This is a genomic window from Vagococcus sp. CY52-2, from assembly GCF_022655055.1.
Lineage (GTDB): Bacteria > Bacillota > Bacilli > Lactobacillales > Vagococcaceae > Vagococcus.
In genome coordinates, this window is sequence record NZ_CP093384.1 from 696,932 (window position 1) to 720,878 (window position 23,947).

Sequence of the window (23,947 nt, forward strand, 5' to 3'; positions counted from 1 at the left end):
TCGATTGAATCGTATTCGATTGATGTTAGCAACCGCTAAGAAAAATATGTAACCAACTGTTAAATTTTATAGATAATCTAAAGTAAAAACAAAACTTGATTTTTACTATAAAGTTATTTTATTATTTTTCTATCAGTGTATATGAGATAGGCTAGAACTATTGTAAATAGAGGAGAGTATGAACCTGTTTAATTTATCAGTAGATGAGATGATCATCCTTTTCAATTTCTAAGAACAGTTGTTTAATGTTAAAGATTAATCATGTGGGAGAGAGTAATGAACCAACAAAAATTAAAAAAAATTTATTTACTCATGATGTTTCTATTGATTATTATTTCAATAGTTATCAATGTTATTAATTTTCAATACAAAGAAATAATAGATATCATAATATTGCTTATTTTTGCTTTAGATAGTTTTTATACATTATGGAAAACCGATAATAAAAGGGATTATTTAAAACATCATTTTTTAGATTTTATTGCGATTATCCCATTTCATCATGCATTTCGTTTGGTAAAATTTTTTCCGCTTATCATGCAGAGTATACAAATCACTTCGCTTGGACAACGGTATTTATTACCTGTATTTTTGAAATTAAGAGAAACAGGTACAGGAAAACTTTTTAATACTTTTTTGATTATTTTTATTTTTTTACCGTTACCGTTACTATGGATCGAGCCTAATATTACAAATTATGAGGATTTGATTTGGTGGGAGATGCAGACTGTCACAACTGTTGGTTATGGGGATATTATGATTCAAACTGGGTTAGGAAGACTTGTCGGTGGGATATTAATGGTCTTAGGTGTTGGAATTATTTCAACTTTTACTAGTAACTTAACGCGGATTATTAGTCATTCTAAGAAGCCCAATCATAAAAAAGCAGATGATGTCATTGAAGAATTACTAAAACAAAAATCGTTTAATAAGGAAGATTTAGAAATCATTGAAGCTTGGTTAACATTAGAAAAAAAGAAACAACAAAAAATAGATAATACTAAAACATGATAAACAAACAGTCTCGATTTTTTATACGAGGCTGTTTTATTTTATATTATGATATAATTAAATAATGAAATATGACAAAATTGAAGCAAATTAAACTTTATAAAAAAATAAAGATGTTAGACCGGCAAGGTTTTTATAATCATAAAATTGATTTAGAGCATTTAATGATGTATAAAAAGATTGGGAAATTAAATATATCCATTAAAGAGTTAATTAATGAATTGAATATGTCATATTATATTAATGATTTAATAGGTAATTAGTCACTTGATATGAGACAACGATTATGTCGATGGATGAGGTGATGGATGGACTAGATCCAACAAACGTGACACTTATTTCAATCATTATGATAAAAAAAGAGATGAAAGAAAACTGATTATAATCACTTCCCATTTGTTGGATAACTTGGAGTAGTATGCAGATCGTATTTTCTTCCTATCAAATGGTCAATTAGAATTATTTTTTGACCGAAAGACTGGAACGAAAGATCAAACAAGGTATCTAAAAATAAATCAAGCGGATTGTCGTTTTTTATCAGAAGAGATCATAGAAAGAGGTCAATTATTAGCGGAAGGATTATTTTTACTACCATTAGATAATGGTGATGAGAAAGAATTATTCCTTAATCTACCTTTAGAAGAAATGAGTAGTGTGACGGTTTCAAGGCTCTCTTTAAAGGAAGCCTACGACATAAAATTTGGGTTAAATAAAAAAGATTAACCTGTAAAGAAAAAACACTTTACAAGAGTAATTAAAACTGTTAAACTATGCTTTGTGATTAAAACAAATCAAAAAATTTTTGGAGGTGCCTTAATAATGGCAGTTAAAATTCGTTTAAAACGTATGGGTTCTAAAAAGAAACCTTTTTATCGTATGGTAGTAGCAGATTCTCGTTCACCTCGTGATGGACGTTACATCGAAGTAGTGGGAACTTACAACCCATTAACAGATCCAGCTCAAGTAAAAGTTGAAGAAGACTTAATCTTAGACTGGTTATCAAAAGGAGCTCAACCTTCTGATACAGTACGTAACATTTTATCTCGTGAAGGAATCATGAAAAAACATCACGAAGCTAAATATACTAAAAAATAAGGTGGGCTTATGAATGACTGATGTAAAAGATTTGGTATTAACCATTGTCCGTCCGTTAGTTAGTCAACCCGATTTAGTTCACCTAGATGTAGAAGAATCTGAGGAATTTATGGAGTACAATTTAACAGTAGCTTCAGAAGATATCGGTCGTATCATTGGAAAACAAGGTCGTGTGGCGAAAGCAATTCGTACAATTGTTTACAGTGTTCGTACGGATCATTCTAAGAGAATTCGTTTAAACATTCTAGATGACAACAATTAAAAAGCAAGTGTTAGAGTTAATCTAACGCTTGCTTTTTTGTCATCTATAAGCAGTAAATCCTTTACCAACAACCTCATGAGCACTTGTAACCACGACAAAGGCTTCATCGTCGATATCTAGTATTGCTTGTTTTAGTGCGATAAATTGATTTTCCTGAATAACGACCATAATCATTTTCTTCTCTTCAAGATTTAAGCCACCTTCAATAGAAATAAGAGTAGCCCCTAAGTCTAAATCAGAAATAATCTGTTCTCGAATTTTTTTATAGTTATTAGAAATAATCATGACATTTTTAGATGATTCAGGACCAACTTGGACAGTGTCAACCATACGACTAGTTAAATATAATGCAATAAGAGCAAACAAAACCGCCTGCACATCAAACACAAAAAGAGCACTTAAAATAACTAAACCATCACAAATTCCTAAAATAATTCCTAATTTAATTGGAATATATTTTTGGACAATCAATGCAATTAAGGCAGTTCCTCCAGTTGAGCCTTTTCCTAAAAAGACCAAACCAACACCAAGACCAACTGTAATCCCACCAAAAATAGCAGCTAAAATAGGCTCAATATGACTTAGAGCCACACCGTGTAGTAATGACACAAATAATGGCACAAGAAAACTGCCTAAAATACTTTTGAAAAAAATTTCTTTCCCTAATAAAAAGAAAGATAGTGTCAGCAACACAAAGTTAACTGAAAATAACACAATACTGGGTGTTAAATGAAGTGTCTCGTATAAAATAATAGTTAATCCATTGATTCCTCCAGACACAATTCGATTGGGCAATAAAAAAGCATTGAAACCAAATGCAACAAAAAGTGTTCCAATGACAATAAATAAGGTATCACTAAAGCGTGTCCCCATCTTTTTTTGTAAAGTTTGTACCATATTGACTCCTCCTTGAAAATATATCGTAACTTATTTCAGAAATTTTTTAAAGTAGTTTTACATTAATTTGTGAATGAACATTCTAATAAAACCTATTAATTATCTATTGATTTTATATATGACGTACTATATAATAAATAATATGTATTAATAAAAGTTAATTGGAGGTATTAGTGTGTTAAAACAAGTATATCAGTTTGATGAAGGCAATGCAGATATGAAAGACCTATTAGGTGGTAAGGGAGCAAACTTGGCTGAAATGACACGCTTAGGCTTACCAGTCCCACCAGGGTTTACTATTACGACTGAAGCATGTATGTCATTTTTAAATACAACAAAAGAATTATCAGATGAATTAAAAAAAGAAATAGATGAGCATTTGAGTTTGTTAGAAAAGAAAACCAATAAATCATTTGAAGGCGATAACGATTTATTACTTGTTTCTGTTCGCAGTGGAGCAAAATTCTCAATGCCGGGTATGATGGATACGATTTTAAACTTGGGGTTAAATGATGAAACAGTAGAACAACTTGCTTCATTAACAGAGGACGAAGCATTTGCCTACGATTGTTATCGACGTTTGTTACAAATGTTTGGAAACGTTGTCTTTGGGATTGATATGCAGTATTTTGAAAACTATTTAACATTTTACAAACAAAAACACGGGGTAAAATTAGATAGTGAGTTGACTGGTGATGATTTAAAGAGCATTGTAACTGAATTTAAACGTATTATTTTGGAAATTAAAAAGAAACCGTTTCCGCAATCTGCGAAAGAACAATTATATTTAGCGATTGAAGCAGTCTTTCATTCTTGGAACAATGAGAGAGCTCATATTTATCGCGAGTTAAACCATATTCCAGACGATATTGGAACAGCTGTTAATATTCAATTAATGGTCTTTGGAAATAGTGGAGATACCAGTGGAACAGGTGTTGCCTTTACAAGAAATCCAGCGACTGGTGAAAATAAATTATTTGGTGAGTACTTAATCAATGCACAAGGTGAAGATGTTGTAGCAGGTATTCGTACGCCAGAACAAATCGAAAAATTAAAAAATGATCTACCTAAAGTTTATGAGGAATTTGCTCGTCTAGCTCATTTGTTAGAACAACATTATCGTGACATGCAAGATATCGAGTTTACTGTGGAAAAAGGGAAATTGTATATTTTACAAACACGAAATGGAAAACGGACTGCACAAGCCAGTGTGAAAATTGCCGTTGATTTGGTCGAAGAAGGATTAATTCAAGAAGAAGATGCTTTACTGACATTAAATCCTGATATGATTAGTCATTTACTTCATCCAGAGTTTTCAAAAGTAGCCTTAGAAGAAGCAGTAAAGGTATCTGACGTTGGGTTACCAGCTAGTCCTGGATCGGCTGTTGGGAAAGTTTGTTTTGATGCAGCAACAGCAAAAGAATGGGCAGCACAAGGTGAGAAGGTCATTCTAATGCGTCAAGAAACGTCTCCTGAGGATATCGAAGGAATGGTAGCAAGTGAGGCCATTGTCACAAGTCGTGGTGGTATGACATCTCACGCAGCAGTTGTTGCTCGTGGAATGGGAACATGTTGTGTCGCTGGATGTAGCGAGTTAGAAATTGATGACTTTTTAAAACGTGTGGTGTATCCGGGAGGTCAATTAAACGAAGGTGACGTGATTTCAGTCGATGGCTCTAATGGTGTTATCTACCTTGGAGAATTAGAAGTGGAAGTAACAGGGACCTCTCACTATTTCGATACAGTTATGGCTTGGGCTAAAAAGTATGCTCGACTTGATGTGCGAATGAATGCTGAAACAGTCAGTGATATCAAAACAGGACTGTACTTTGGTGCAGATGGTATCGGACTGATTCGTACAGAGCATATGTTTTTTGGTGCAGAACGTTTGATTCAAATGAGACGTTTCATTTTATCAAATAGCTATATTGAACGTGAAAAAGCGTTAAAAGTTATTTTAGATTATCAAATGGATGATTTTAAAGAAATATTTGAGACATTAAATGACTTGCCAGGGGTTATACGTTTATTAGACCCACCATTGCATGAGTTTATGCCAACGAAAGAAGAAGATATTGTTCTTTTAGCTCAAGAGATGAATGTGAGTAAAAATGAAATTGAACGTCGTTTGAAAGAATTACATGAAGTGAACCCAATGCTTGGACACCGTGGCTGTCGTTTAGGTATGACGTATCCCGAACTTTACATTATGCAAAGTGAAGCGATTATTCGAAGTGCCATTGCGATGAAACGTGAAACTGGTTTAGACGTAACACCTGAAATTATGATACCATTAGTAGGAACAACAAAAGAGTTAAGTGAACTAAAAGAAAAAATTGAATTGTATCTAGATGCTTTGATGGAAGAAGAAGATATCAATGTCTTTTACCGTATAGGGACAATGATTGAACTACCTAGAGCCTGTTTAATTGCCGATCAACTTGCTACAACTGCGGATTTCTTTAGTTTTGGAACAAATGACTTAACGCAAATGACGTTTGGTTTTTCAAGAGATGATGCAGCAAAATATATTAACGAATATGTTTCAAAAGGCGTGTTACCAGTTGATCCATTCCAAACAATTGATAAAGGTGGGGTGGGAGAATTAATTAAGACAGCCGTTGAAAAAGGTCGTTCAACAACACCAAATATAAAAATTGGTGTTTGCGGGGAATTAGGTGGCGACCCAACATCAATCGAATTCTTTGATGACATTAACTTAGATTATGTGTCATGTTCACCATACAGAATTCCGATTGCTTATATTGCAGCAGCTCAAAGTACCATCTGCCGTGCGTCTAATAACGAATAAAAGAGGTGTCTTTGTGGAACTAAGTGAGCGACAAAAAAAGATTATCGAGATTGTCAAAACGAATGAGCCAATTAGTGGAGATAAAATCGCAGAACAATTAGGATTAACTAAACCAACATTAAGAAGTGATTTAGCTGTGTTAACGATGACAGGAATTCTTGATGCCAGACCAAAAGTAGGCTATATCTATTCAGGATTACCATTTGATCCATTATTACAAGAACATTTATTTGATGTCCAAGTGGATGAGGTCATGTCAAATCCTGTCATTATCTATCCTCATACAACAATTAAAGATGCTACCACATCCCTATTTATGTATGATTGTGGGTCACTTTATGTCATTGATGAAGAATCAAAGGACTTAATCGGTTTGGTATCACGAAAAGATTTATTACGAAGCTTGTTAAATAATCAAGATTTAGATTTAGCGATTGCGATTATTATGACTCGTATGCCTAATCTCGTGGTTACTTACCCAGATATGACCATTTTAGAGGCAGGTAGTTTATTGAGCGCCCATGAAATTGATTCACTACCCGTATTAAGCCGAGAAACCAATCAAGTCGTTGGTAAATTATCAAAAACAAAAGTGGTACAGCACTTTATTAAGTTAGGGAGAGAACTAAAACATGAACAACTTTAGAGAGAGTAAATTTAAGCAATTACAACTATTTGTTATATCAGATTCAATTGGAGAAACAGCCCAGCGCATTATAAATGCCGTATTAGCACAGTTTCCAAAACTTGAAAACTATGATATTAAAAAATTTCCCTTTGTGGATTCAAAAGAAGTATTAATGCAAATATTAGCTGATGCTTTAAATGAAAAAGCGATTGTGGTGACAACACTAGTTGATAGTGAATTAAATAAAGTTTGTGCCGATTTTGCTAAAAGTACGGGTCTTGAATATGTTGATTACATGACAGAATTAATGACAAAAGTATCACATAGAACACATATGGAACCAAGTCATGAAAGTGGCTCACTTTATTTAATGGATCAGGAGTATTTTAAACGAATTGAAGCGATTGAATTTGCTGTGAGATATGATGATGGGAAAGATCCAAAAGGGTTTAGAAAAGCAGATTTAGTGATTTTAGGGATTTCACGTACATCTAAAACACCACTAAGCATGTATTTAGCTAATCGTTCGGTCAAAGTCGCAAACTTACCATTGATACCAGAAGTCCCAATTCCAAAAGAATTATTCCAATTGAACAAGGTGCCAGTCATAGGCTTAACAGCTAGTCCAGAGTATATTATGCGTGTGAGACAATCACGTTTAGATTCACTTGGACTAAATGGTAGCTCATCTTATGTGGCACTTGATAGAATCAAAGAAGAGTTAAATTTTGCACACGAATTGTACGAATCATTAGGTGCCATAATCATAAATGTTGAAAATCGATCAATTGAAGAATCTGCTCAGTTAATTGAAGAAGCATATAAACATAATTAAAAAATTCGTGATACGCAGTTGCTAGCGTATCACGAATTTTTATATAAACGAGCTAATTTCTTTATTCACTAAAAGAGGTCTAGTTTTTAAAATAGAATGTCCAGTTTTATCTAATACAACCATTTTAGCTTGTTTTAATGAGTCAATGAAGGGAGCCATTTTGTTTAAATCGATAATATCTTTATCACCAAAAATAAATAAAATCGGCATTTTTAATTTTTCACGATAATTAGTTGTCAGAGGAAGATTTTTCATGGCTAAACGTAATACCCTAGCTCCTTTTTTTAAACGTAATAATTGTTCGCTAACTGCATATAGGGAGCGATAAAGGAGTTGCTTACTCTTTTTTAATTGATCAAATCTTATATTTGGAGAAATCAGTACCATCTTTGAAACACGTTCAGGATAATAGTTAGCAAAAGATAATGCAATATTGGCCCCATCACTAAAACCAATCATTGTCGTCTTTTCAATTTGTTCATTATCCAATATGGCTAGAATATCTGAAAAAATAGAAGGAAAATCAAGTTGATTACTTTCATTTGTCGATTTTCCATGGTCTCTAGTGTCCATTAAAATGAGTTGATGGTCTTTTTGAAAGGCATCAACTTGTTTTTGAAAGGCATGATGAGAGCCACTGTTTCCATGAATGAAAAAGATTGGTGAGCCATGACCTAAAATTTTGTAAAAAATATGGCTACCATCAGTAGATGAAACAATTTTTTCCATAAGAGATTCCTCCACAATCAATTAAGCTTTTAATTCATAAATTTTTGAAGGACGACCAACACCAGTTGCACGTTCTCCAATTTCAGTAAAGTAAGGTAACATTGCTTTTTTAAAGTTTGAATGATCAATATCTTTAAAGTTGACACCTAAAAATTTAGCATAGACTTTTCTTGCCTCACTAATTGTAAAATCTTTTCCTAAAACACGCAAAACTTGAGGCTCGTGATACATTTTATTGCACACACGGTTAAAGGCTTTAATAATAATTTTGGCATGGTCAAAGGCTAGTGAATTCTCTCCAATTGATTCACCAGTATCTAAATTAACACAGATGTTTGCATCAAGATGATTGGTAAGGTATAACAAATTTCCCTCACGTGTTAAATCGAACCAAGATGCTTTTGCCGCTTCATCTCCTGCAACAAGAGGTTCTTCTCCAATAAAAGCTAGATAACTGACTGTAATCACCCATCCACGTGGATCGCGTCCAGGAGTACTAAAGGTGTGAAGTTGTTCTACATGTTCCCGAGTTATTTCAACGTTTGTTTCTTCTTTCGTTTCTCTAATGCAACTATCAGCAGTTGCTTCTCCTGGTGTAACAAATCCACCAGGTAAAGCCCATGAGTCTTTAAAAGGATGTGTATTACGTTTTATTAGCAATACTTTTAGTGCATCTTGTTCTTTGTTATAACAAAATAAAACATTGTCCACGGTAACAGATGGCATATCTTGTGTAGGGAAATGTTGTTTTTTGTACCATTTTAAATATTCTTCTTCACTAACTTGTGTTTCATAGTAGTGCTGTTCTGTTGTTTTTTTGTCGAAAGTCGACATAATCTAATTACCTCTCTTTATATACTTACTAATCTGTTTCTATTTTATCAGATTCAAATCAATTTGAAAGCTATTTACATTGAAATAGGTAAAAAATACATTAAAAAAGTGAGCAGATTACTTTTCTTTTTATAGGGTAGGGGGTATATTAGTTGTGTAAGACGCAAATATCTAGGAGGAATATATGTTTTTATTTAAGAAAGTGCCAAGTATTTCAGCACAAGAATTACAAGAAAAGTTGAAAAAACCGATTGAATTAATAGATGTGAGAAGTCCAGAAGAATTTGCTCAAGGGCATATACCTAAAGCAAAAAATGTTCCATTGGATACGCTTCAACAATATAAACCAAAAGGAAAAACGGTTTATGTGGTTTGTGCATCAGGTCCTAGAAGTAAACGTGCCACACAATACCTAGTTAGTCAAAAATATGATGCCTACAATATTGAAGGTGGCATGATGATGTGGAATGGAACATTGAAAGGGGGATATAAGTAATATGAGAACAATTATTGTCGGTGGCGTTGCAGGAGGAATGTCCGCAGCAACAAGATTAAGACGTTTAGATGAAGAGATGGACATTGTGATTATTGAAAAAGGACCTTATGTATCATTTGCTAATTGTGGATTGCCATACTATGTTTCTGGTGAAATTAGCAATCGTAAGGATTTATTAGTTCAAACTCCTGAAACATTAAAAGCTAGATTTAATTTGGATGTCAAAGTTAAAACAGAAGTGATTTCAGTTGATGCAGATAAAAAAGAAGTGACACTGTTACATAATGGTCAAGAGGAAGTAATGAGCTATGATAAATTAGTTCTCTCACCAGGAGCTAAACCATTTATCCCACCATTAGACGGCATTAATGACGCAACAAACTTATTTACATTAAGAAATGTCCCTGACGTTGATCAAGTAATGACTTATTTAAACAATCACAAACCTGCAAAGGCTGTGGTTATTGGAGCAGGGTTTATTGGCTTAGAGATGGCAGAAAATTTAGTTCATCGTGGATTAGACGTGACCATTATTGAGATGGCACCACACGTTTTACCAACAGTTGATGCTGAAATGGCTTCGTTTATTACGAACGAGTTGCGTGATAAAGGGGTGAAAGTTCTAACTAGCCAAGGTGTTGTAGCAATGGAAAATAACGGACAAACGCTTGTATTAAATACTGGTGAAAAAATAGGCACTGATTTAGTCTTGATGTCAGTTGGCGTTCGCCCTGAAAATGGATTAGCTGAATCTGCTGGTATTGAGTTGGGTATGCGTGGGGGTATCTTAGTTAATGATTCTTATGAAACAAATGTTAAAGATATTTATGCAGTAGGTGATGCGATTATCGTTAAAAATCAAATTAATGATGAAGACGCCATGATTGCACTAGCTTCACCTGCCAATCGTCAAGGTCGTCAAGTGGCAGATGTGATTGCTGGTATGCCACGTAAAAATAGAGGCAGTATTGGAACAGCCATTGTTCGAGTATTTGAGCAAACAATAGCGTCAACTGGTTTAACAGAAAAACAAGTAAAAGATTTAGGTTATGAGTATCATGTGGTTCATGTTGATGGAAAAAACCACGCAGGATATTACCCTGGTGCTAGTATGATTTTCTTAAAGTTGATATTTAATCCAACAACAGGTAAAATTTATGGTGCACAGGCTGTTGGAAAAGATGGAGCCGATAAACGTATTGACGTTTTAGCAACAGCTATTAAAGGTGGTTTGACTGTTGAAGATTTACCAGAATTAGAATTAACTTACGCGCCACCATTTGGTTCGGCAAAAGATATTGTGAATATGGTTGGGTATGCCGCATTAAACATTATTGAACATTTAGCCGAAAATATTCAATTAACTGAATTAGAACAAGTGAAAGCATCAGGAGCAATGTTAGTCGATGTCAGAACACCAGAAGAGTTTGCGCAAGGAACGATTGATGGGTTTATTAATATTCCGCTTAATGATATTCGTCAACGTGCAAACGAATTACCAAAAGACAAAGAAATTATTTTAAGCTGTCAAAGTGGACAAAGAAGTTACATCGCACAACGTATGCTTGCACAAATGGGTTATGACGTGAAAAACTTAGATGGATCATATCTGCTGTATAAGGCGATTAATGGAATTTCATAAATAATAAGGAGTGGTCACAATGGAAGACACAAAAAGAAAAGTTAGTAATCGTTTGAAACGTTCGGAAGGACAAATTAGGGGAGTTCTTAAAATGTTAGATGAGGACAAGAGTTGTCGTGACATTGTGGTTCAGCTATCGGCTATCCGCTCAAGTATCGATCGTGCTATTGGTGTAGTTGTAGCAGAAAATTTAATTGATTGCATAGAGGAAGAATCAATCACTCAAGAAGACCGTGATGAAAAAATCAAAGAAGCCATTGATTTAGTGATAAAAAAATAAAAGTTTGAACCAGCTATTTGTCTTGACGGATAGTTGGTTTTTTACTACTTGTTGGATACCTGATAACGTTAGCTGAGAGTTGATGTGGTACATAAAATAAGTTGGATGCCAATGTATACAGTCAGCAATGATATTGCCTTAGTGAAAGATAAAAAACAACCCTATTTTATTACTATCATGACAAGTGGATATGATAATTCATATAGCGAGCAATCCGTTTCAGATTTAGCTGAAATTATTGATAATTATATGTTGCAATTAGATTTATCGAAATAATAGAAAACACATTAAGGTGAGTGGTGTCTTGATGTGTTTTTTTATGTTTATTTAATAAAAATGACTCTTTTTTGACAGTTTTATGTATAATAGCACTAAGGATAGACGATACTATATTTTTAAGGAGATAGTGATGGGAAAAGTAAGAATTAATAACATGCTAGTTTATACTTATAACGGTGTGATGGGAGAAGAAAAAGTACTAGGACAAAAACTAGAATTAGATATAGAATTGACATTACCATTAGAAAAAGCAGGTAAAACAGATGATTTACATCAAACAATTAGTTATGCTGATGTGTACACGGATGTAAAAACAGCTTTGGAATCTAAATCATTTGATTTGATTGAAGCTGTTACTTATTATGTGCTAGATATATTAGGTGAAAAATATGGTGATATGCTTGAACATGCTCTAGTTAGAACGAGAAAATATCATGTCCCAATTGCCGGTTTTTTTGATAATGTCGAAATAGAAATGGAAAGAGATTATTAATATGGAAACCTATTTGGCACTTGGAAGTAATATGGGGGATTCACGTCATTATCTAAAACAAGCAGTGGAACAGTTGAATCAACATAGTGAGATTAGTGTTTTAAGTAAGTCAGATATATATGAAACAGATCCGTATGGTGATGTGCCACAGGATGATTATTTAAATGCTGTCATAAAAATTGAGACAACATTGTCTCCGAATGAGTTATTAAAAACGGTGAATGACATCGAAGCCAATTTAGATAGAGAACGTTTGGTGAGATGGGGACCAAGAACGATAGATATTGACATTGTGTTAATGGGAGAGTTAGAAATTGAAACACCTGATTTAATCATTCCACATAAAGAAATCACGAAACGCTCTTTTGTGTTGATTCCTTTAAAAGATGTTTACACTAAAGAAATGCTTAAAGGAAAATCACTTGATGAATGGATAGAGTTATCAGGAAATGCTGGTGAGGTCAGACAGACAAATGAAAGTTGGGATTAGGATGGAACAAGACAAACAATGGCAGATTGAAGAAGCAGTGAAGACGATTTTGACAGCGATTGGAGAAGACGTTGATCGCGATGGATTGAAAGAAACACCAAAACGTGTAGCAAAAATGTATGCAGAAGTCTTTTCTTCCGTACGAGAAAAGGAATTTACTAATTACAAAGTCTTTCCAAGTTTGAATGAAGATGACATGGTCTTGGTTAAAGATATTGAGTTTTATTCAATGTGTGAGCACCATTTACTTCCCTTTTTTGGAAAAGCACACGTTGCCTATATTCCAAGTGATCATAAAGTATTGGGTCTAAGTAAAGTGGCTCGAATGGTTGAATTTTGTGCGAAACGACCAAATGTTCAAGAAGATTTAACAATCCAAATTGCCAATTTAATCAATGAAAAAGTTAGAACAAAAGGCGTTGCCGTATCGATTGAAGCAGAACACATGTGTATGGCAATGCGTGGCGTAAAAGCTCGCGGTAGTGTGACGAAAACATTCCATTATCAAGGTGTTTTTAAAGAAGATAAGGATGTTAAAGACGATTTTTTACGAGCGTTAGATTAGTCATGCAGTTAATTTTAGCTAGTAATAATAAAAATAAAATACGCGAATTACAACTGGCATTTCCAAGTGAAACGATAGAATCCTATACAACATATAGTGAACCAATCGATATCGTGGAAAACGGTAAAACCTATGTAGAAAATGCGTTGATTAAAGCTAAGGAAATTGCGATGATTATTCAAAAACCGGTCATAGGAGATGATGGGGGATTAGAATTGTGTGCGTTTCCTGATAAGTTGGGGATTCATACAGCACGTTTTTTTGAAAAGGGATTAACAGACAGGCAAATGAATGAGCAATTATTGAATTTATTAGAATACGAGAGTGACAGACGATTTAAATTGCACGCTTGTTTAGTTTTATATAACCTTGAAGATAAACCAATCATTGTCGAAAAAGTATTAACAGGACGGGTATCAGAGACCATCTGTGAAGGTGGCGGATATGGGTTTGATTCGATTTTAATTCCAACTGGATATACTCAGACTCTTTCGTTACTCAATATGGAGCAACGTGATGAACTTAGCCCAAGAAATCAGGCGTTTAATGAATTAATACGGAGGCGTTAACATGTTTAAAGATAAACCAATTATGGGCATATTAAATGTGACACCAGATTCTTTTTCAGATGGTGGTGACTATACAGATGCTGAAATAGCCGTGGAACATGCAAAAGAGATGATTGCTGAGGGTGTTGATATTATCGACATTGGTGGACAATCGACTCGACCAGGTTATATGGAGATTGGTTTTGATGAAGAGATGAAACGTGTGATACCTGTCATTCAGGCTATTCGCACGTTTAGCGACGTTCCAATCTCAATTGATACCTATTTCCCAGAAGTAGCAAAAGCAGCAATCGAAGCTGGAGCAAATATTGTCAATGATATTAAAGGGATGGATATGGATGGTATGGCAGAAGTAGTGGTGTCCTATAATGTACCAGTCATTATCATGCATTCACGCCCTAGACAAGAAGGGGTATCCATTTTTGATGACTTAGCTCAGTTTTATCAAGAAAAAATGGAACAATGCCAATCATATAATATTCCAAAAGAAAACATTTGTTTTGATCCAGGGATTGGATTTCATAAATCAATGGAAGATAATGAACTCATTTTATCTTACCCAGAAAAATGTCGTTATGAGGATTATCCATTACTTTACGGGGTATCCAGAAAACGGACAATCGCCCATTTAATTAATGAAGATAAACCAAAAGAACGAGATTTTGGAACAGTAGCAGCTTCTCTTTTCTCATTGGAAAAAGGAGTAGAGGTGGTTAGAGTCCATAATGTCAAAGGAATGAGTGATGCGTTAACGGTTTGGAATAAATTAAAACGATAAACAAAAAAGACAAATCTATGATAATGATAGATTTGTCTTTTATTTAGTGGTTGAAATATCATAATAAGAAAGTGTTTGCTTCATGTTATCAATTAAATATTTTTGGATATATTTTGGTGAAATTACTTTAACATGGGCACCTTGTTCTAATAACCACATTTTAACACCATAACCATTATTAGCAGGTATTTCAATACGGTGACTCCCATCTTTATTGACTTGTTTTATGACAGAATGGGGGAATCTATCTAGAACATAAGCAGGCTCGTAATAAAAGTCGATAATTAACGTAATTGGATCACCAAAAAAAGGAAGGGCGGTTTGATTTCTTAAAATACCTCCTTGAAAACGATTTGCGTATTCAACTGGTTTATGCTCATTTAGAACGTTTATTTGTTTCATATTATTAATACGAAATTTATTTAATGCTTCAAAATCAGTATCATCTTTTGCGGTATGTTTAGCAGAAACCATGAAAAAATAAAGATCAGAAAAGTAAATATCCATAGGTACTCGTGTGAAAATTTTTGTTTCACCATTTTTAGTATAAGAAAATTTGACTTTTTGTTGATTTAACATGGCTTTTAATAATAAGGTTAGGGATGGATAAATAGTTGATTCTGGAACGCCTTCATAATAAAATCGTTCATTAGCCAATAATTTATCCATGGTGTGCTTATTTTCAACGTTATTAAATAATTTATAGTAGATCGTTTTTAAGTCATTTTCGTGAAACCCCCTGCTAGCAAATAATACTTTAAAAACCATAAACAGTTCTTGATCCGTCATATAAGATCTCTCTTTAAAAGCAGTTAGTTGATAGAAGCCACGTTTTTTACGATCTAATTCTCCAATTTGTCTAAAAGGTGACAATTTCGATGCTGGTAAACTAGTATTTATTGTATGTAATAACTCATCTATGATGGCCATATCTCGTTGAATAGTGCTCCCATTTTTTTGAAATTCTGCCATCAAATCAGCTTTAGATAGCCTATTTCCTTGTAGGAGTCGAATAAAAATTATTAAGATTCTTTCCTGACTAGACATATAACTCTTCACCTCACCAGTTAATTTTTCTTATATATTTTTTTAACGGAGCTAGGTTGATTAAATATGTAATGAGTAAACATGAAATGACTTTATCACCAACTAAATCAATAAAAGTACTAAAGTACACAGATGAAAAATAAGTAAAACCTGAGTGATTAAACATGATAAAAAATAAATCACTAACAGATTTTTGCATTCCTTTAAATCCACCATACAAAAGAATTCGAATAGGCGTGCTAAAAAGAGCACCCACAATAGCAATAATAATTCCAGCTAGGATAGCTTTTTTATAAGAATGAATAAATGATTTGAAACAGTGTGAAACGATTGCAATGGATAGACTAACTAACATAAAAGGCAAGGCAAGTGGTCCATGGATGACAGATAATAAACAGTGAGTACTAACAGCGGTGAGTAGACCATATTTTAATTTGAAATGTGTTGAAATAAAAATTGTTCCAATGGAATCTAGAAATAAAAAAGGAACCCCTGAAAAGGTGATAATAGAACCTAGTACCGTATTTGCAGCAATAGCTATTGTTAAGTAAGCTATTTGTTTTGTTGAACGTTGTGTGCTAATCATTTTCAATTCTCCTTTATTATGTCATTATATTATATAACATAATAATAAACATATAATGAAATATATATTTATTTATCATATATTGTTGGCGTTGTAAATACTAAACAGTTGTTTAAAACTCATAAAACATCATTTTTTATAAAAAAAGATAGTATAATGTGTCTATATCTAATATTTATCTTCTTTTTTTAGAATTTTTTTAGAAAATTATTTGACTTAATGTGTTAAATAACTTAATATACTATTAATATTTATTAGAATTTTTCTTATGTTTGTTTTTTTATAAATAAAAAAACAATAAAATAACTATTTTGATAAAAAATGGATAAAAAAACCGTATATTATTAAATATAAAAAATAAAAAAGTTTGATAAAAAACGATTGGAGGTATTTGGATGATATCATTTGCGAATGATTATCTTGAGGGAGCTCATGAAAAAGTATTACAACGTTTAATAGAAACAAATATGGAACAGGAATACGGTTATGGCTCTGACTCCTTCACAAAACAAGCAATTGAAAATATAAAAGAAGTGATAGAGTGTCAAGATGCTTCCGTTCATTTTTTAGTTGGTGGAACACAGACAAACCAAATAGTGATTGATGCATTGTTGAATAAGTTTGAGGGTGTTATAGCACCTGAGACTGGTCATATTAATGTAAGAGAAGCTGGTGCCATTGAATATAGTGGTCATAAGGTATTGACGTTATCATCAGTAAATGGAAAGATATCTGCTCATTCTGTTAAAGAGTATCTAGAAGTCTTTAATGCAGATGAGACTAAAGAACATATGGTTTTACCTGGTATGGTCTATATTTCTTTTCCAACAGAATATGGGACTCTTTATACATATGAAGAGTTAGAAGATTTATCAAGAGTTTGTCATGACAACCAGTTGCCATTATTCATTGATGGGGCACGACTAGGATATGGTTTGGTTAGTGAAGAATCAGAGGTAACAATTCAAGATATCGCTCGATTTTCGGATGTGTTTTATATCGGTGGAACAAAAATTGGTGCGTTATGTGGTGAAGCAGTTGTGTTTACTAAAAATAATGAACCAAAACACTTTATTTCTACTGTAAAACAACATGGTGCACTGCTTGCAAAAGGACGATTATTAGGGGTTCAGTTTTTGGAACTATTTACAAATAATTTATATTTTGATATTAGTCAACATGCTGTTGCTATGTCTTTAAAAATAAAGCAAGCTTTTTTAGACAGAGGTTACGAGTTATTTTTTGATTCTCCTACGAATCAACAATTTATTATTATGACAAATGATCAAGTAGACAAATTAAAACAGCATGTGTCTTTTGCAATATGGGAAAAATATGATAATGATCGTATGGTTGTTAGATTTGCAACAAGTTGGGGCACATTAGAAAAAAATGTAGATGAGTTAATAAGTTACTTATAAATAAAAATTGTGAGGTGATCAAAATCACCTCACAATTTTTATTTAACTGAAACTCCGTATATACAGCCTCTGTAAAAAAATACTTACTATTTATAAAATATGATATATTTATATTAAGTAGCTAAAGGAAATTATAATCTATGAAATAATCGATGAGAAAAACTAATCAAATTATTCATGAAGTGAAAAAGTTGTTATAGGAAAAATATGATTGATAGATAGATTGGTGTATTTTAAGAGCATAGAAGCTTGTATTAAACGTTGTTGTTGGATATAGTCATACAGAGATAGCCCTGTTTCTTTTTTAAATAACCGATGAAAACGATAACTTGAGTACCCAATGTAGTCAGAAATTATAGTAAGTGTTAAGTCTTTATTTAAGTGTTGTTGAATATAGGAAATCGCTCGTTTGATGTAGTGGGAGTAATTCATTAAGATGACCTCCTTTTCTAGTAAAAGTGTATCATAGGTAAATGAAAAAAATTTGACCAATCTTGCTAAAAGTGTGATGGGAGTGAAGTATATGGAAAAATCACAAAATAGCCTTTGAAGATTTGAAGTGAAAAGTTGTTTATGCTACACATCATAAGGATAATAGTAGCTCAGGGAAAGTTACGCAAAAAATTGGGATGAAACTATGGGGAAAAGATTATTATTTTCACTTTAAAGAAGAACCTTTAGTGGAGAGTGTCAAATACGGGATGACATATGAAGAATATATTAACATGAGTCATCCTAAAAAATAGTTTGACAAAAAAGCATTTACTAATGAGTAAATGCTACTATCTACTGTTTAACTTTACATGTAGTTGTTCTATTTAAAACATACACAATAATAAACCATATGATACCAATGATTTGGATCATACCACCAATTTTAAAAGCCATTTGACTGTATGACGTATTATTAAATAGTGTCATAATGATTAGTGAAGTAGCAATTAATATTTTTGAGGGTAAACTTTTTTTACAATGACATCCCATTAAAAAATCTCCTTAAATTTATATACTACAAAGGGTATCATGTTTTAAGGTATAATAATAATTGTATTGATTAATTAGCTTAAAGATAAAGGAAGAATAGCATGACCAAAAAGAAGATTACAATAAAAGATGTAGCAAAACAATCAGGAGTATCCATCACGACAGTGTCTCAAATTTTAAATGGAAAGTATCGTCAATTTCATCCTGATACGGTGAAAAAAGTTTTTAAAGCAAGAGATGATCTGGGGTATGCGCCAGATTATTTTGCTAGACGAATGGTGATGAAAAAAAGTCAGACAATTGGAATTATTGTACCAGATATCACCAATCCTTTTTTCGCTACTTTAGTAAAAGGAATAGAAGAGGTGTTATTTAAATCTGATTTTATGACTATTCTATGTAATGTTGATACAGATGATGAGAAGGGCATTAAAGCATTGGAAGCGTTAAACCACCGAGGAGTAGATGGTCTGATTGTCGCAAGTTCTGGGGTATCTATGGGTGAACTAGTTAAACAAGAAGCTTTAAAAAATATCCCAGTTATTGAGCTAGATAGGCAATCAACGAGTCAGATAAAAGATTCTATAAAGACAGATGATTATTTAGGTGGAAAATTGGTAGCTAATCTTTTAAATGATTTAGAGCACCGTATTGTTGCTGTACTATTTCCAGAATCATCTAGCCAAAATATTTTAAAACGATTAGAAGGATTTTCAGCTAATTTTTTGGGCGATGTTATTTATTTTGCGACGGATTTAACAAAATCAAGTGGAAAAAAACGAGTATCAGATATTTTACTTACGGAGGCAACGGCTATTTTTGCGGCAAATGATGAAATAGCCTTTGGTGTCTATGCGGGATTAAGTGATTGTGGCAAAAAAATACCAGATGATTATAGCGTAGTAGGTTATGATGATATAGAAATGAGTTCGTATATTTCTCCGTCATTGACAACAGTGTCACAGCCTATTTTTGAACTTGGTCAAAAGACAGCCAATACATTAATTCAACGTATAGAGCATCCTGAAATGGATGAGACTGAAATAGTTTTACCCGTTCAGTTAATTCAAAGATTATCGGTAGCACACACTTGAAAACTATTTCAAAGTGTGCTATATTTTTTTCGAAAGCAAAATTAAAACGTTTTACTAAAACGTTTTAATAAAAATAGGAGGAACGTATAATGAATCATGTTACTGTTATTGGAAGTATTAATCTAGATACAACGTTAAGAGTTAAAGAAATGCCTAAACCTGGTGAAACCATTCATGCCATTGAGCATTTTACTGCAGGTGGTGGTAAAGGAGCCAACCAAGGAGTAGCTAGTAAACGATCTGGAGCTAACACTAGTTTTATTGGTGCCATTGGTAATGATGCAGCAGGCAAAGTCATGTTTGAATTGCTTGAAGGTGAAGAAATAAATGTATCAGGTATTAAAACAATTGATAATGAATCAACAGGTCAAGCATTTATAACGGTTGACGAATCTGGAGAAAATAGTATTATGATTTATGCAGGTGCAAATAATCATGTTACTGAAAATTTAGTGGAAGATTACAAACAAGTAATTGAGACCAGCGATTTTTTAATTGCACAGTTTGAAAGTGCTATCAGTGGGACAATCAGAGCTTTTCAACTGGCAAAAGAAGCAGGGGTTAAAACGATTTTAAATCCAGCACCAGCAGTCAAAAATATTTCTGACGAACTTCTTAAGTTAACAGATATCATTATTCCAAATGAAACAGAAACAGAATTAATTACTGGAATCTCTCTAGATGATGATCAATCAATTGAATTAGCTGCAAAAAAATTACAAGAACTAGGTGTTGAGTTAGTAATTATCACGTTAGGAAGTCGTGGTGCCTACTATAATTTTGGTGATCAATCAGGTTTTGTGTCTGCCTATAAGGTAAAAGCAGTTGACACAACAGCAGCAGGGGATACTTTTATAGGAGCATTTGCTAGTCGATTAGAAAAAGATTTTTCTAATATTGAAGAAGCCATTGATTATGGAAATAAAGCATCATCCCTAACCGTGCAACGCTATGGAGCACAGCCATCAATACCTTTTGAAAATGAAATAAAGGAGATAAAATAATGAAAAAGTCAGCGGTTATTAATAGTGATATATCAAGAGTTATTTCGAAAATGGGTCATTTCGATTTATTAAGTATTGGAGATGCTGGTATGCCAGTCCCATTTGGAACAGAAAAAATTGATTTAGCTGTTACAAATGGTATCCCTAGTTTTCTTGACGTTTTGGATAATGTATTAGAAGAATTAGAAGTTCAAAAGATTTATTTGGCAGAGGAGATAAAAGAGGCTAATCCAGCTATTTTAAAACGTATTGAAGAACGTTTTACTGACACGCCGATTGAATTTATCCCACATAGTAACATGAAACAAAAATTGAACGAGACACATGCGTTTATTCGAACTGGTGAAATGACACCTTATGCGAATATCTTACTTGAAAGTGGCGTAACATTTTAATTAGAAATTTTACCAGGAGGATTTTGTAAATATGACAGCTTTACTAATAGGGTTAGGACCATTACTAGGTTGGGGATTGTACCCAACTATTGCCTCAAAAATTGGTGGCAAACCAGTTAATCAAATTGTTGGATCAACGCTTGGAACATTAATTTTTGCCATTATTTTATTTTTTGTTAATGATTTAACATTGCCTACTGGCATGGATTTAACATTAGGTATCGTATCAGGGATTGGTTGGGCAAGTGCACAAATTTTAACATTTAAATCATTTGAATTAGTTGGTTCATCAAGAGCGATGCCTATCACAACAGCATTTCAATTAATTGTTGCTTCTTTATGGGGAGTGGTTCATTTAGGAAACTGGCCAACAATAACGGATAAATTGATAGGTGCTTTAGCTCTTGTATTAATTATCATTGGTGCAAGGTTTACAGTGTGGTCTGAAAAAAAAGACAGTGCTAATTCTAGTAACATTAAGAAAGCTGTGATTATTTTAGCAGTTGGTGAAATTGGTTATTGGTTATACTCAGCAGCACCGCAAGAAACAAGCATTACAGGAATGAATGCATTCTTACCACAAGCCATTGGAATGGTGATTGTGGCGGTTGTTTATAGTTTAGTTATCGCTATAAAAGAAAAAGAAAATGCATTGACTCAAGTAGTATCTTATAAACAAATTATTTCAGGATTTTTCTTTGCTTTTGCAGCTTTAACATATTTAATATCAGCTCAACCTAGTATGAATGGATTAGCAACAGGATTCATATTATCCCAAACATCTGTTGTATTAGCGACTTTAACAGGTATTTGGTTCTTAGGACAAAAGAAAACACCAAAAGAAATGAAAATAACCATTGTTGGGCTTATCCTCATTTTATTAGCGGCAACATTAACAGTTATTGTATAATTAGTTTTAAGGCCTTCTTCGTGAAGGTCTTTTTTCATGTTTATCAGTTAACATTCATTAAGACTTTGGGATGATTCGTTTTCTAATAAGGTTAGATAGATGATTAGAGGTGGAAATATGAGAGATAGTAAAAAGGAAAAAGTTTTATTTATAGGATATATCATTAGTTTAATTTGGGTATTATTATTTAAGTTTTCATTATCATTTGATGACTTAATGATTCAATTCAATAATCAGTCATAGTTAACCAAAGAACAGATTTATCAGAAATCATTAACAAGGTCATTATTTTCATCCCTTTTGGTGGACTGTTAGGGATTAATAATAAAAAAGAATGCTTATTTTTTATTCTCACTTGGAATAGAAGTGTTACCAATTATTTTTGGTTTAGGAGCGACAGATATTACTGACATGATAACTAATACATTAGGAGGAATTACTGGTCTTTTAATATAAAATTAGGATTTAAAGAAAATACATTGAGAGAGATTAAAAATTTTGATATTGAAATTTTAACACCATTTAATGAATACTGCCTTAGCTTTGAACATGAAAAAAAATTCTATTTTTATATTAAAAGTAAAGAAAATATTTTAGATAAAATTAGTGATAATGAAGAGTTTTCTCTTAAAAATTTCAACTCTCTTATTGAAAAAAATTTCTTTGGGCTTTTAAATAGTTAACCTAATAATTAGTTGTTTTATCATTAGGTAAACATAAATGACGTTATGTCGTGCTGTAGACTTACCATGTATTACAGACGACAACATTATGACTCTGAAAAGGTCTACCTCAAAATTAAAAAAGAAATCTTATTTGTAGGGTTTCTTTTTTATGAAGATAGTGAAATATTAAAAATAGTTTTAGTAGAAAAAGTTATTGAACCAACTCGTGTATAGAAGAAGGCTTTGAGAAAACTATTCTTATTTATAAAGATTAATGAATAGTTAGTTGTCAACTATCCGATAATGAGTTTTTTCTGACAAAAAGAATGGGTATGACTTTCAACACATTACTCATATAGCAACAAAACATGTAACTTTGCTATAATAAAATAAAATAGATACAATAGAGGAGTATTAGTGATGGATTCGATGGATATTATAAGTAACTTGAAAAATCAAACAATCAATTATGATAGTGTGTTGTTAAAGTTAATTCAAACATGGCAAAAAGAGGAAACACGTCCAACGATATTGCTACACAGTTGTTGTGCACCATGCAGTACCTACACATTAGAGTTTTTAACGGATTACGCAGATGTCACGATATACTTTGCCAACTCCAATATTTATCCTGAGAGTGAATATAAAAGGCGAGCGATGGTTCAACAGGAGTTTGTAGAAACATTTAATCGTGAGTATCATAAAGAAGTGGCGTTTATCGAAGCTGATTACGAACCAAATGAATTCATTAAAATAATGACTAAACAGGGATTAACATCTGAGCCAGAAGGTGGAAAAAGGTGTACGAGTTGTTTTCAGATGAGATTAGACCTAGTGGCTGAAGAAGCGCAAAAAAGAGGATTTGATTATTTCGGTAGTGCCTTAACGATTTCTCCAAAGAAAAATGCTCAACTGATTAATGAAATTGGATTAGACATTCAAAAGATTTATGACGTCAATTATTTGCCAAGTGATTTTAAAAAAAGAGGTGGCTATCAAAGATCAATTGAATTATGTAGAGAATACGATGTTTATCGTCAATGTTATTGTGGGTGTGTTTTTGCTGCTAAACAGCAAGGGATAGATTTAAAAAACATCAATAAAGAAGCAAAGCAGTATTTAAAAGAAGCTGAATTATAAAAAGCA

31 protein-coding genes are annotated in these 23,947 nt (G+C 32.8%); 24 read left to right on the forward strand and 7 right to left on the reverse strand.

The genetic code is table 11. The annotated features are described in order from the left end of the window. Window positions 1–276: 276 nt before the first annotated feature. The 3 genes from MN187_RS03525 to MN187_RS03535 all read left to right on the forward strand — a co-directional run bounded on the left by MN187_RS03525 (window position 277) and on the right by MN187_RS03535 (window position 2,368). The gene (locus MN187_RS03525; protein ID WP_158559468.1) at window positions 277–1,011 is read left to right on the forward strand and encodes a potassium channel family protein; all 735 of its coding nucleotides are present in this window, start codon (window positions 277–279) and stop codon (window positions 1,009–1,011) included. Window positions 1,012–1,830: 819 nt separating this feature from the next. Beyond that, window positions 1,831–2,106 carry a 30S ribosomal protein S16 gene (gene rpsP, locus MN187_RS03530; RefSeq protein ID WP_117974025.1) on the forward strand — a complete coding sequence of 92 codons (276 nt, stop codon included), beginning with the start codon at window positions 1,831–1,833 and terminating at the stop codon, window positions 2,104–2,106. A 13-nt stretch (window positions 2,107–2,119) separates the two neighbouring features. Beyond that, the gene (locus MN187_RS03535) at window positions 2,120–2,368 is read left to right on the forward strand and encodes a KH domain-containing protein (RefSeq protein WP_117974027.1); all 249 of its coding nucleotides are present in this window, start codon (window positions 2,120–2,122) and stop codon (window positions 2,366–2,368) included. A gap of 39 nt (window positions 2,369–2,407) precedes the next feature. On the opposite strand, the gene MN187_RS03540 is transcribed toward MN187_RS03535, so the two are convergent. Beyond that, entirely contained in the window at window positions 2,408–3,265 is an 858-nt protein-coding gene (locus MN187_RS03540; protein WP_242094304.1) for a YitT family protein, read from the reverse strand. A gap of 175 nt (window positions 3,266–3,440) precedes the next feature. Between MN187_RS03540 and ppdK the strand changes: the two genes are divergently transcribed. The 3 genes from ppdK to MN187_RS03555 are packed head-to-tail and all read left to right on the forward strand — an operon-like array spanning window position 3,441 to window position 7,540. Next, on the forward strand, window positions 3,441–6,077 hold the full coding sequence (gene ppdK, locus MN187_RS03545; protein WP_242094306.1) for a pyruvate, phosphate dikinase: 2,637 nt from the start codon (window positions 3,441–3,443) through the stop codon (window positions 6,075–6,077). A 13-nt stretch (window positions 6,078–6,090) separates the two neighbouring features. Beyond that, window positions 6,091–6,723, forward strand: a complete 633-nt coding sequence (locus tag MN187_RS03550; RefSeq protein WP_079345118.1) for a helix-turn-helix transcriptional regulator — start codon at window positions 6,091–6,093, stop codon at window positions 6,721–6,723. Further along, window positions 6,710–7,540 carry a pyruvate, water dikinase regulatory protein gene (locus tag MN187_RS03555; RefSeq protein ID WP_242094308.1) on the forward strand — a complete coding sequence of 277 codons (831 nt, stop codon included), beginning with the start codon at window positions 6,710–6,712 and terminating at the stop codon, window positions 7,538–7,540. The genes MN187_RS03550 and MN187_RS03555 overlap by 14 nt, the downstream gene beginning before the upstream one ends. Window positions 7,541–7,579: 39 nt before the next feature. Here the strand turns inward: MN187_RS03555 and MN187_RS03560 are convergent, their stop codons facing one another. Then, window positions 7,580–8,269 (reverse strand): alpha/beta fold hydrolase, encoded by a 690-nt coding sequence (locus MN187_RS03560; protein ID WP_242094310.1) that lies wholly within the window; start codon window positions 8,267–8,269, stop codon window positions 7,580–7,582. Between the two features lie 21 nt (window positions 8,270–8,290). Beyond that, window positions 8,291–9,103 carry an NUDIX domain-containing protein gene (locus MN187_RS03565; protein ID WP_242094312.1) on the reverse strand — a complete coding sequence of 271 codons (813 nt, stop codon included), beginning with the start codon at window positions 9,101–9,103 and terminating at the stop codon, window positions 8,291–8,293. A 184-nt stretch (window positions 9,104–9,287) separates the two neighbouring features. On the opposite strand from MN187_RS03565, the gene MN187_RS03570 reads away from it, so the two are divergent. The 9 genes from MN187_RS03570 (at window position 9,288) to folP (ending at window position 14,695) form a co-directional block, all read left to right on the forward strand. Next, window positions 9,288–9,599, forward strand: a complete 312-nt coding sequence (locus MN187_RS03570) for a rhodanese-like domain-containing protein (RefSeq protein ID WP_117974037.1) — start codon at window positions 9,288–9,290, stop codon at window positions 9,597–9,599. A 1-nt stretch (window position 9,600) separates the two neighbouring features. Further along, complete coding sequence (locus MN187_RS03575; RefSeq protein WP_242094314.1) at window positions 9,601–11,241, forward strand: FAD-dependent oxidoreductase; 1,641 nt, start codon at window positions 9,601–9,603, stop codon at window positions 11,239–11,241. A gap of 19 nt (window positions 11,242–11,260) precedes the next feature. Beyond that, on the forward strand, window positions 11,261–11,521 hold the full coding sequence (locus tag MN187_RS03580) for a metal-sensitive transcriptional regulator (protein WP_071456657.1): 261 nt from the start codon (window positions 11,261–11,263) through the stop codon (window positions 11,519–11,521). Window positions 11,522–11,605: 84 nt separating this feature from the next. Beyond that, the gene (locus MN187_RS03585) at window positions 11,606–11,797 is read left to right on the forward strand and encodes a hypothetical protein (protein WP_147340788.1); all 192 of its coding nucleotides are present in this window, start codon (window positions 11,606–11,608) and stop codon (window positions 11,795–11,797) included. Between the two features lie 133 nt (window positions 11,798–11,930). Next, the gene (gene folB, locus MN187_RS03590) at window positions 11,931–12,293 is read left to right on the forward strand and encodes a dihydroneopterin aldolase (protein ID WP_117974041.1); all 363 of its coding nucleotides are present in this window, start codon (window positions 11,931–11,933) and stop codon (window positions 12,291–12,293) included. 1 nt (window position 12,294) lies between these two features. Continuing rightward, window positions 12,295–12,783 (forward strand): 2-amino-4-hydroxy-6-hydroxymethyldihydropteridine diphosphokinase, encoded by a 489-nt coding sequence (gene folK / locus MN187_RS03595; RefSeq protein WP_117974043.1) that lies wholly within the window; start codon window positions 12,295–12,297, stop codon window positions 12,781–12,783. Window position 12,784: 1 nt separating this feature from the next. Beyond that, on the forward strand, window positions 12,785–13,348 hold the full coding sequence (gene folE, locus MN187_RS03600) for a GTP cyclohydrolase I FolE (protein ID WP_117974091.1): 564 nt from the start codon (window positions 12,785–12,787) through the stop codon (window positions 13,346–13,348). A 2-nt stretch (window positions 13,349–13,350) separates the two neighbouring features. After that, entirely contained in the window at window positions 13,351–13,917 is a 567-nt protein-coding gene (locus MN187_RS03605; RefSeq protein ID WP_117974045.1) for a non-canonical purine NTP pyrophosphatase, read from the forward strand. 1 nt (window position 13,918) lies between these two features. Next, window positions 13,919–14,695 (forward strand): dihydropteroate synthase, encoded by a 777-nt coding sequence (folP, locus tag MN187_RS03610; protein WP_233519214.1) that lies wholly within the window; start codon window positions 13,919–13,921, stop codon window positions 14,693–14,695. A gap of 39 nt (window positions 14,696–14,734) precedes the next feature. On the opposite strand, the gene MN187_RS03615 is transcribed toward folP, so the two are convergent. Both MN187_RS03615 and MN187_RS03620 read right to left on the reverse strand, forming a co-directional pair. Then, window positions 14,735–15,742 (reverse strand): helix-turn-helix transcriptional regulator, encoded by a 1,008-nt coding sequence (locus tag MN187_RS03615; RefSeq protein ID WP_117974047.1) that lies wholly within the window; start codon window positions 15,740–15,742, stop codon window positions 14,735–14,737. Window positions 15,743–15,755: 13 nt separating this feature from the next. Further along, window positions 15,756–16,328 (reverse strand): hypothetical protein, encoded by a 573-nt coding sequence (locus tag MN187_RS03620; protein WP_117974049.1) that lies wholly within the window; start codon window positions 16,326–16,328, stop codon window positions 15,756–15,758. A 395-nt stretch (window positions 16,329–16,723) separates the two neighbouring features. On the opposite strand from MN187_RS03620, the gene MN187_RS03625 reads away from it, so the two are divergent. Then, window positions 16,724–17,749 carry a threonine aldolase family protein gene (locus tag MN187_RS03625; RefSeq protein WP_242094316.1) on the forward strand — a complete coding sequence of 342 codons (1,026 nt, stop codon included), beginning with the start codon at window positions 16,724–16,726 and terminating at the stop codon, window positions 17,747–17,749. A 171-nt stretch (window positions 17,750–17,920) separates the two neighbouring features. Here MN187_RS03625 and MN187_RS03630 read toward each other — a convergent pair whose 3' ends face one another. Both MN187_RS03630 and MN187_RS03635 read right to left on the reverse strand, forming a co-directional pair. Then, a complete protein-coding gene (locus MN187_RS03630) occupies window positions 17,921–18,181 on the reverse strand; it encodes a helix-turn-helix domain-containing protein (RefSeq protein WP_242094318.1) in 261 nt (86 codons plus the stop codon). 354 nt (window positions 18,182–18,535) lie between these two features. Then, complete coding sequence (locus tag MN187_RS03635) at window positions 18,536–18,733, reverse strand: hypothetical protein (protein WP_242094320.1); 198 nt, start codon at window positions 18,731–18,733, stop codon at window positions 18,536–18,538. A 101-nt stretch (window positions 18,734–18,834) separates the two neighbouring features. Here MN187_RS03635 and rbsR point away from each other — a divergent pair, with 101 nt between their 5' ends. The 8 genes from rbsR to MN187_RS03665 all read left to right on the forward strand — a co-directional run bounded on the left by rbsR (window position 18,835) and on the right by MN187_RS03665 (window position 23,941). Continuing rightward, a complete protein-coding gene (rbsR, locus tag MN187_RS03640) occupies window positions 18,835–19,827 on the forward strand; it encodes a ribose utilization transcriptional repressor RbsR (RefSeq protein ID WP_117974057.1) in 993 nt (330 codons plus the stop codon). An 89-nt stretch (window positions 19,828–19,916) separates the two neighbouring features. Continuing rightward, a complete protein-coding gene (gene rbsK, locus MN187_RS03645) occupies window positions 19,917–20,831 on the forward strand; it encodes a ribokinase (RefSeq protein WP_242094322.1) in 915 nt (304 codons plus the stop codon). Beyond that, window positions 20,831–21,226: a D-ribose pyranase gene (rbsD, locus tag MN187_RS03650; RefSeq protein ID WP_242094325.1), complete on the forward strand. Its 396-nt coding sequence runs from the start codon at window positions 20,831–20,833 to the stop codon at window positions 21,224–21,226. Before rbsK ends, rbsD begins: the two co-directional genes overlap by 1 nt. A 31-nt stretch (window positions 21,227–21,257) precedes the next feature. Further along, a complete protein-coding gene (rbsU, locus tag MN187_RS03655; RefSeq protein ID WP_242094327.1) occupies window positions 21,258–22,136 on the forward strand; it encodes a ribose/proton symporter RbsU in 879 nt (292 codons plus the stop codon). Window positions 22,137–22,253: 117 nt separating this feature from the next. Beyond that, on the forward strand, window positions 22,254–22,379 hold the full coding sequence (locus MN187_RS10530) for a hypothetical protein (RefSeq protein WP_255424334.1): 126 nt from the start codon (window positions 22,254–22,256) through the stop codon (window positions 22,377–22,379). A gap of 81 nt (window positions 22,380–22,460) precedes the next feature. Further along, on the forward strand, window positions 22,461–22,592 hold the full coding sequence (locus MN187_RS10610; protein ID WP_370448246.1) for a VanZ family protein: 132 nt from the start codon (window positions 22,461–22,463) through the stop codon (window positions 22,590–22,592). A 23-nt stretch (window positions 22,593–22,615) separates the two neighbouring features. Beyond that, window positions 22,616–22,819 carry a hypothetical protein gene (locus tag MN187_RS03660; RefSeq protein WP_242094329.1) on the forward strand — a complete coding sequence of 68 codons (204 nt, stop codon included), beginning with the start codon at window positions 22,616–22,618 and terminating at the stop codon, window positions 22,817–22,819. Window positions 22,820–23,221: 402 nt separating this feature from the next. Then, window positions 23,222–23,941: an epoxyqueuosine reductase QueH gene (locus MN187_RS03665; RefSeq protein ID WP_241699618.1), complete on the forward strand. Its 720-nt coding sequence runs from the start codon at window positions 23,222–23,224 to the stop codon at window positions 23,939–23,941. Window positions 23,942–23,947: the final 6 nt, after the last annotated feature.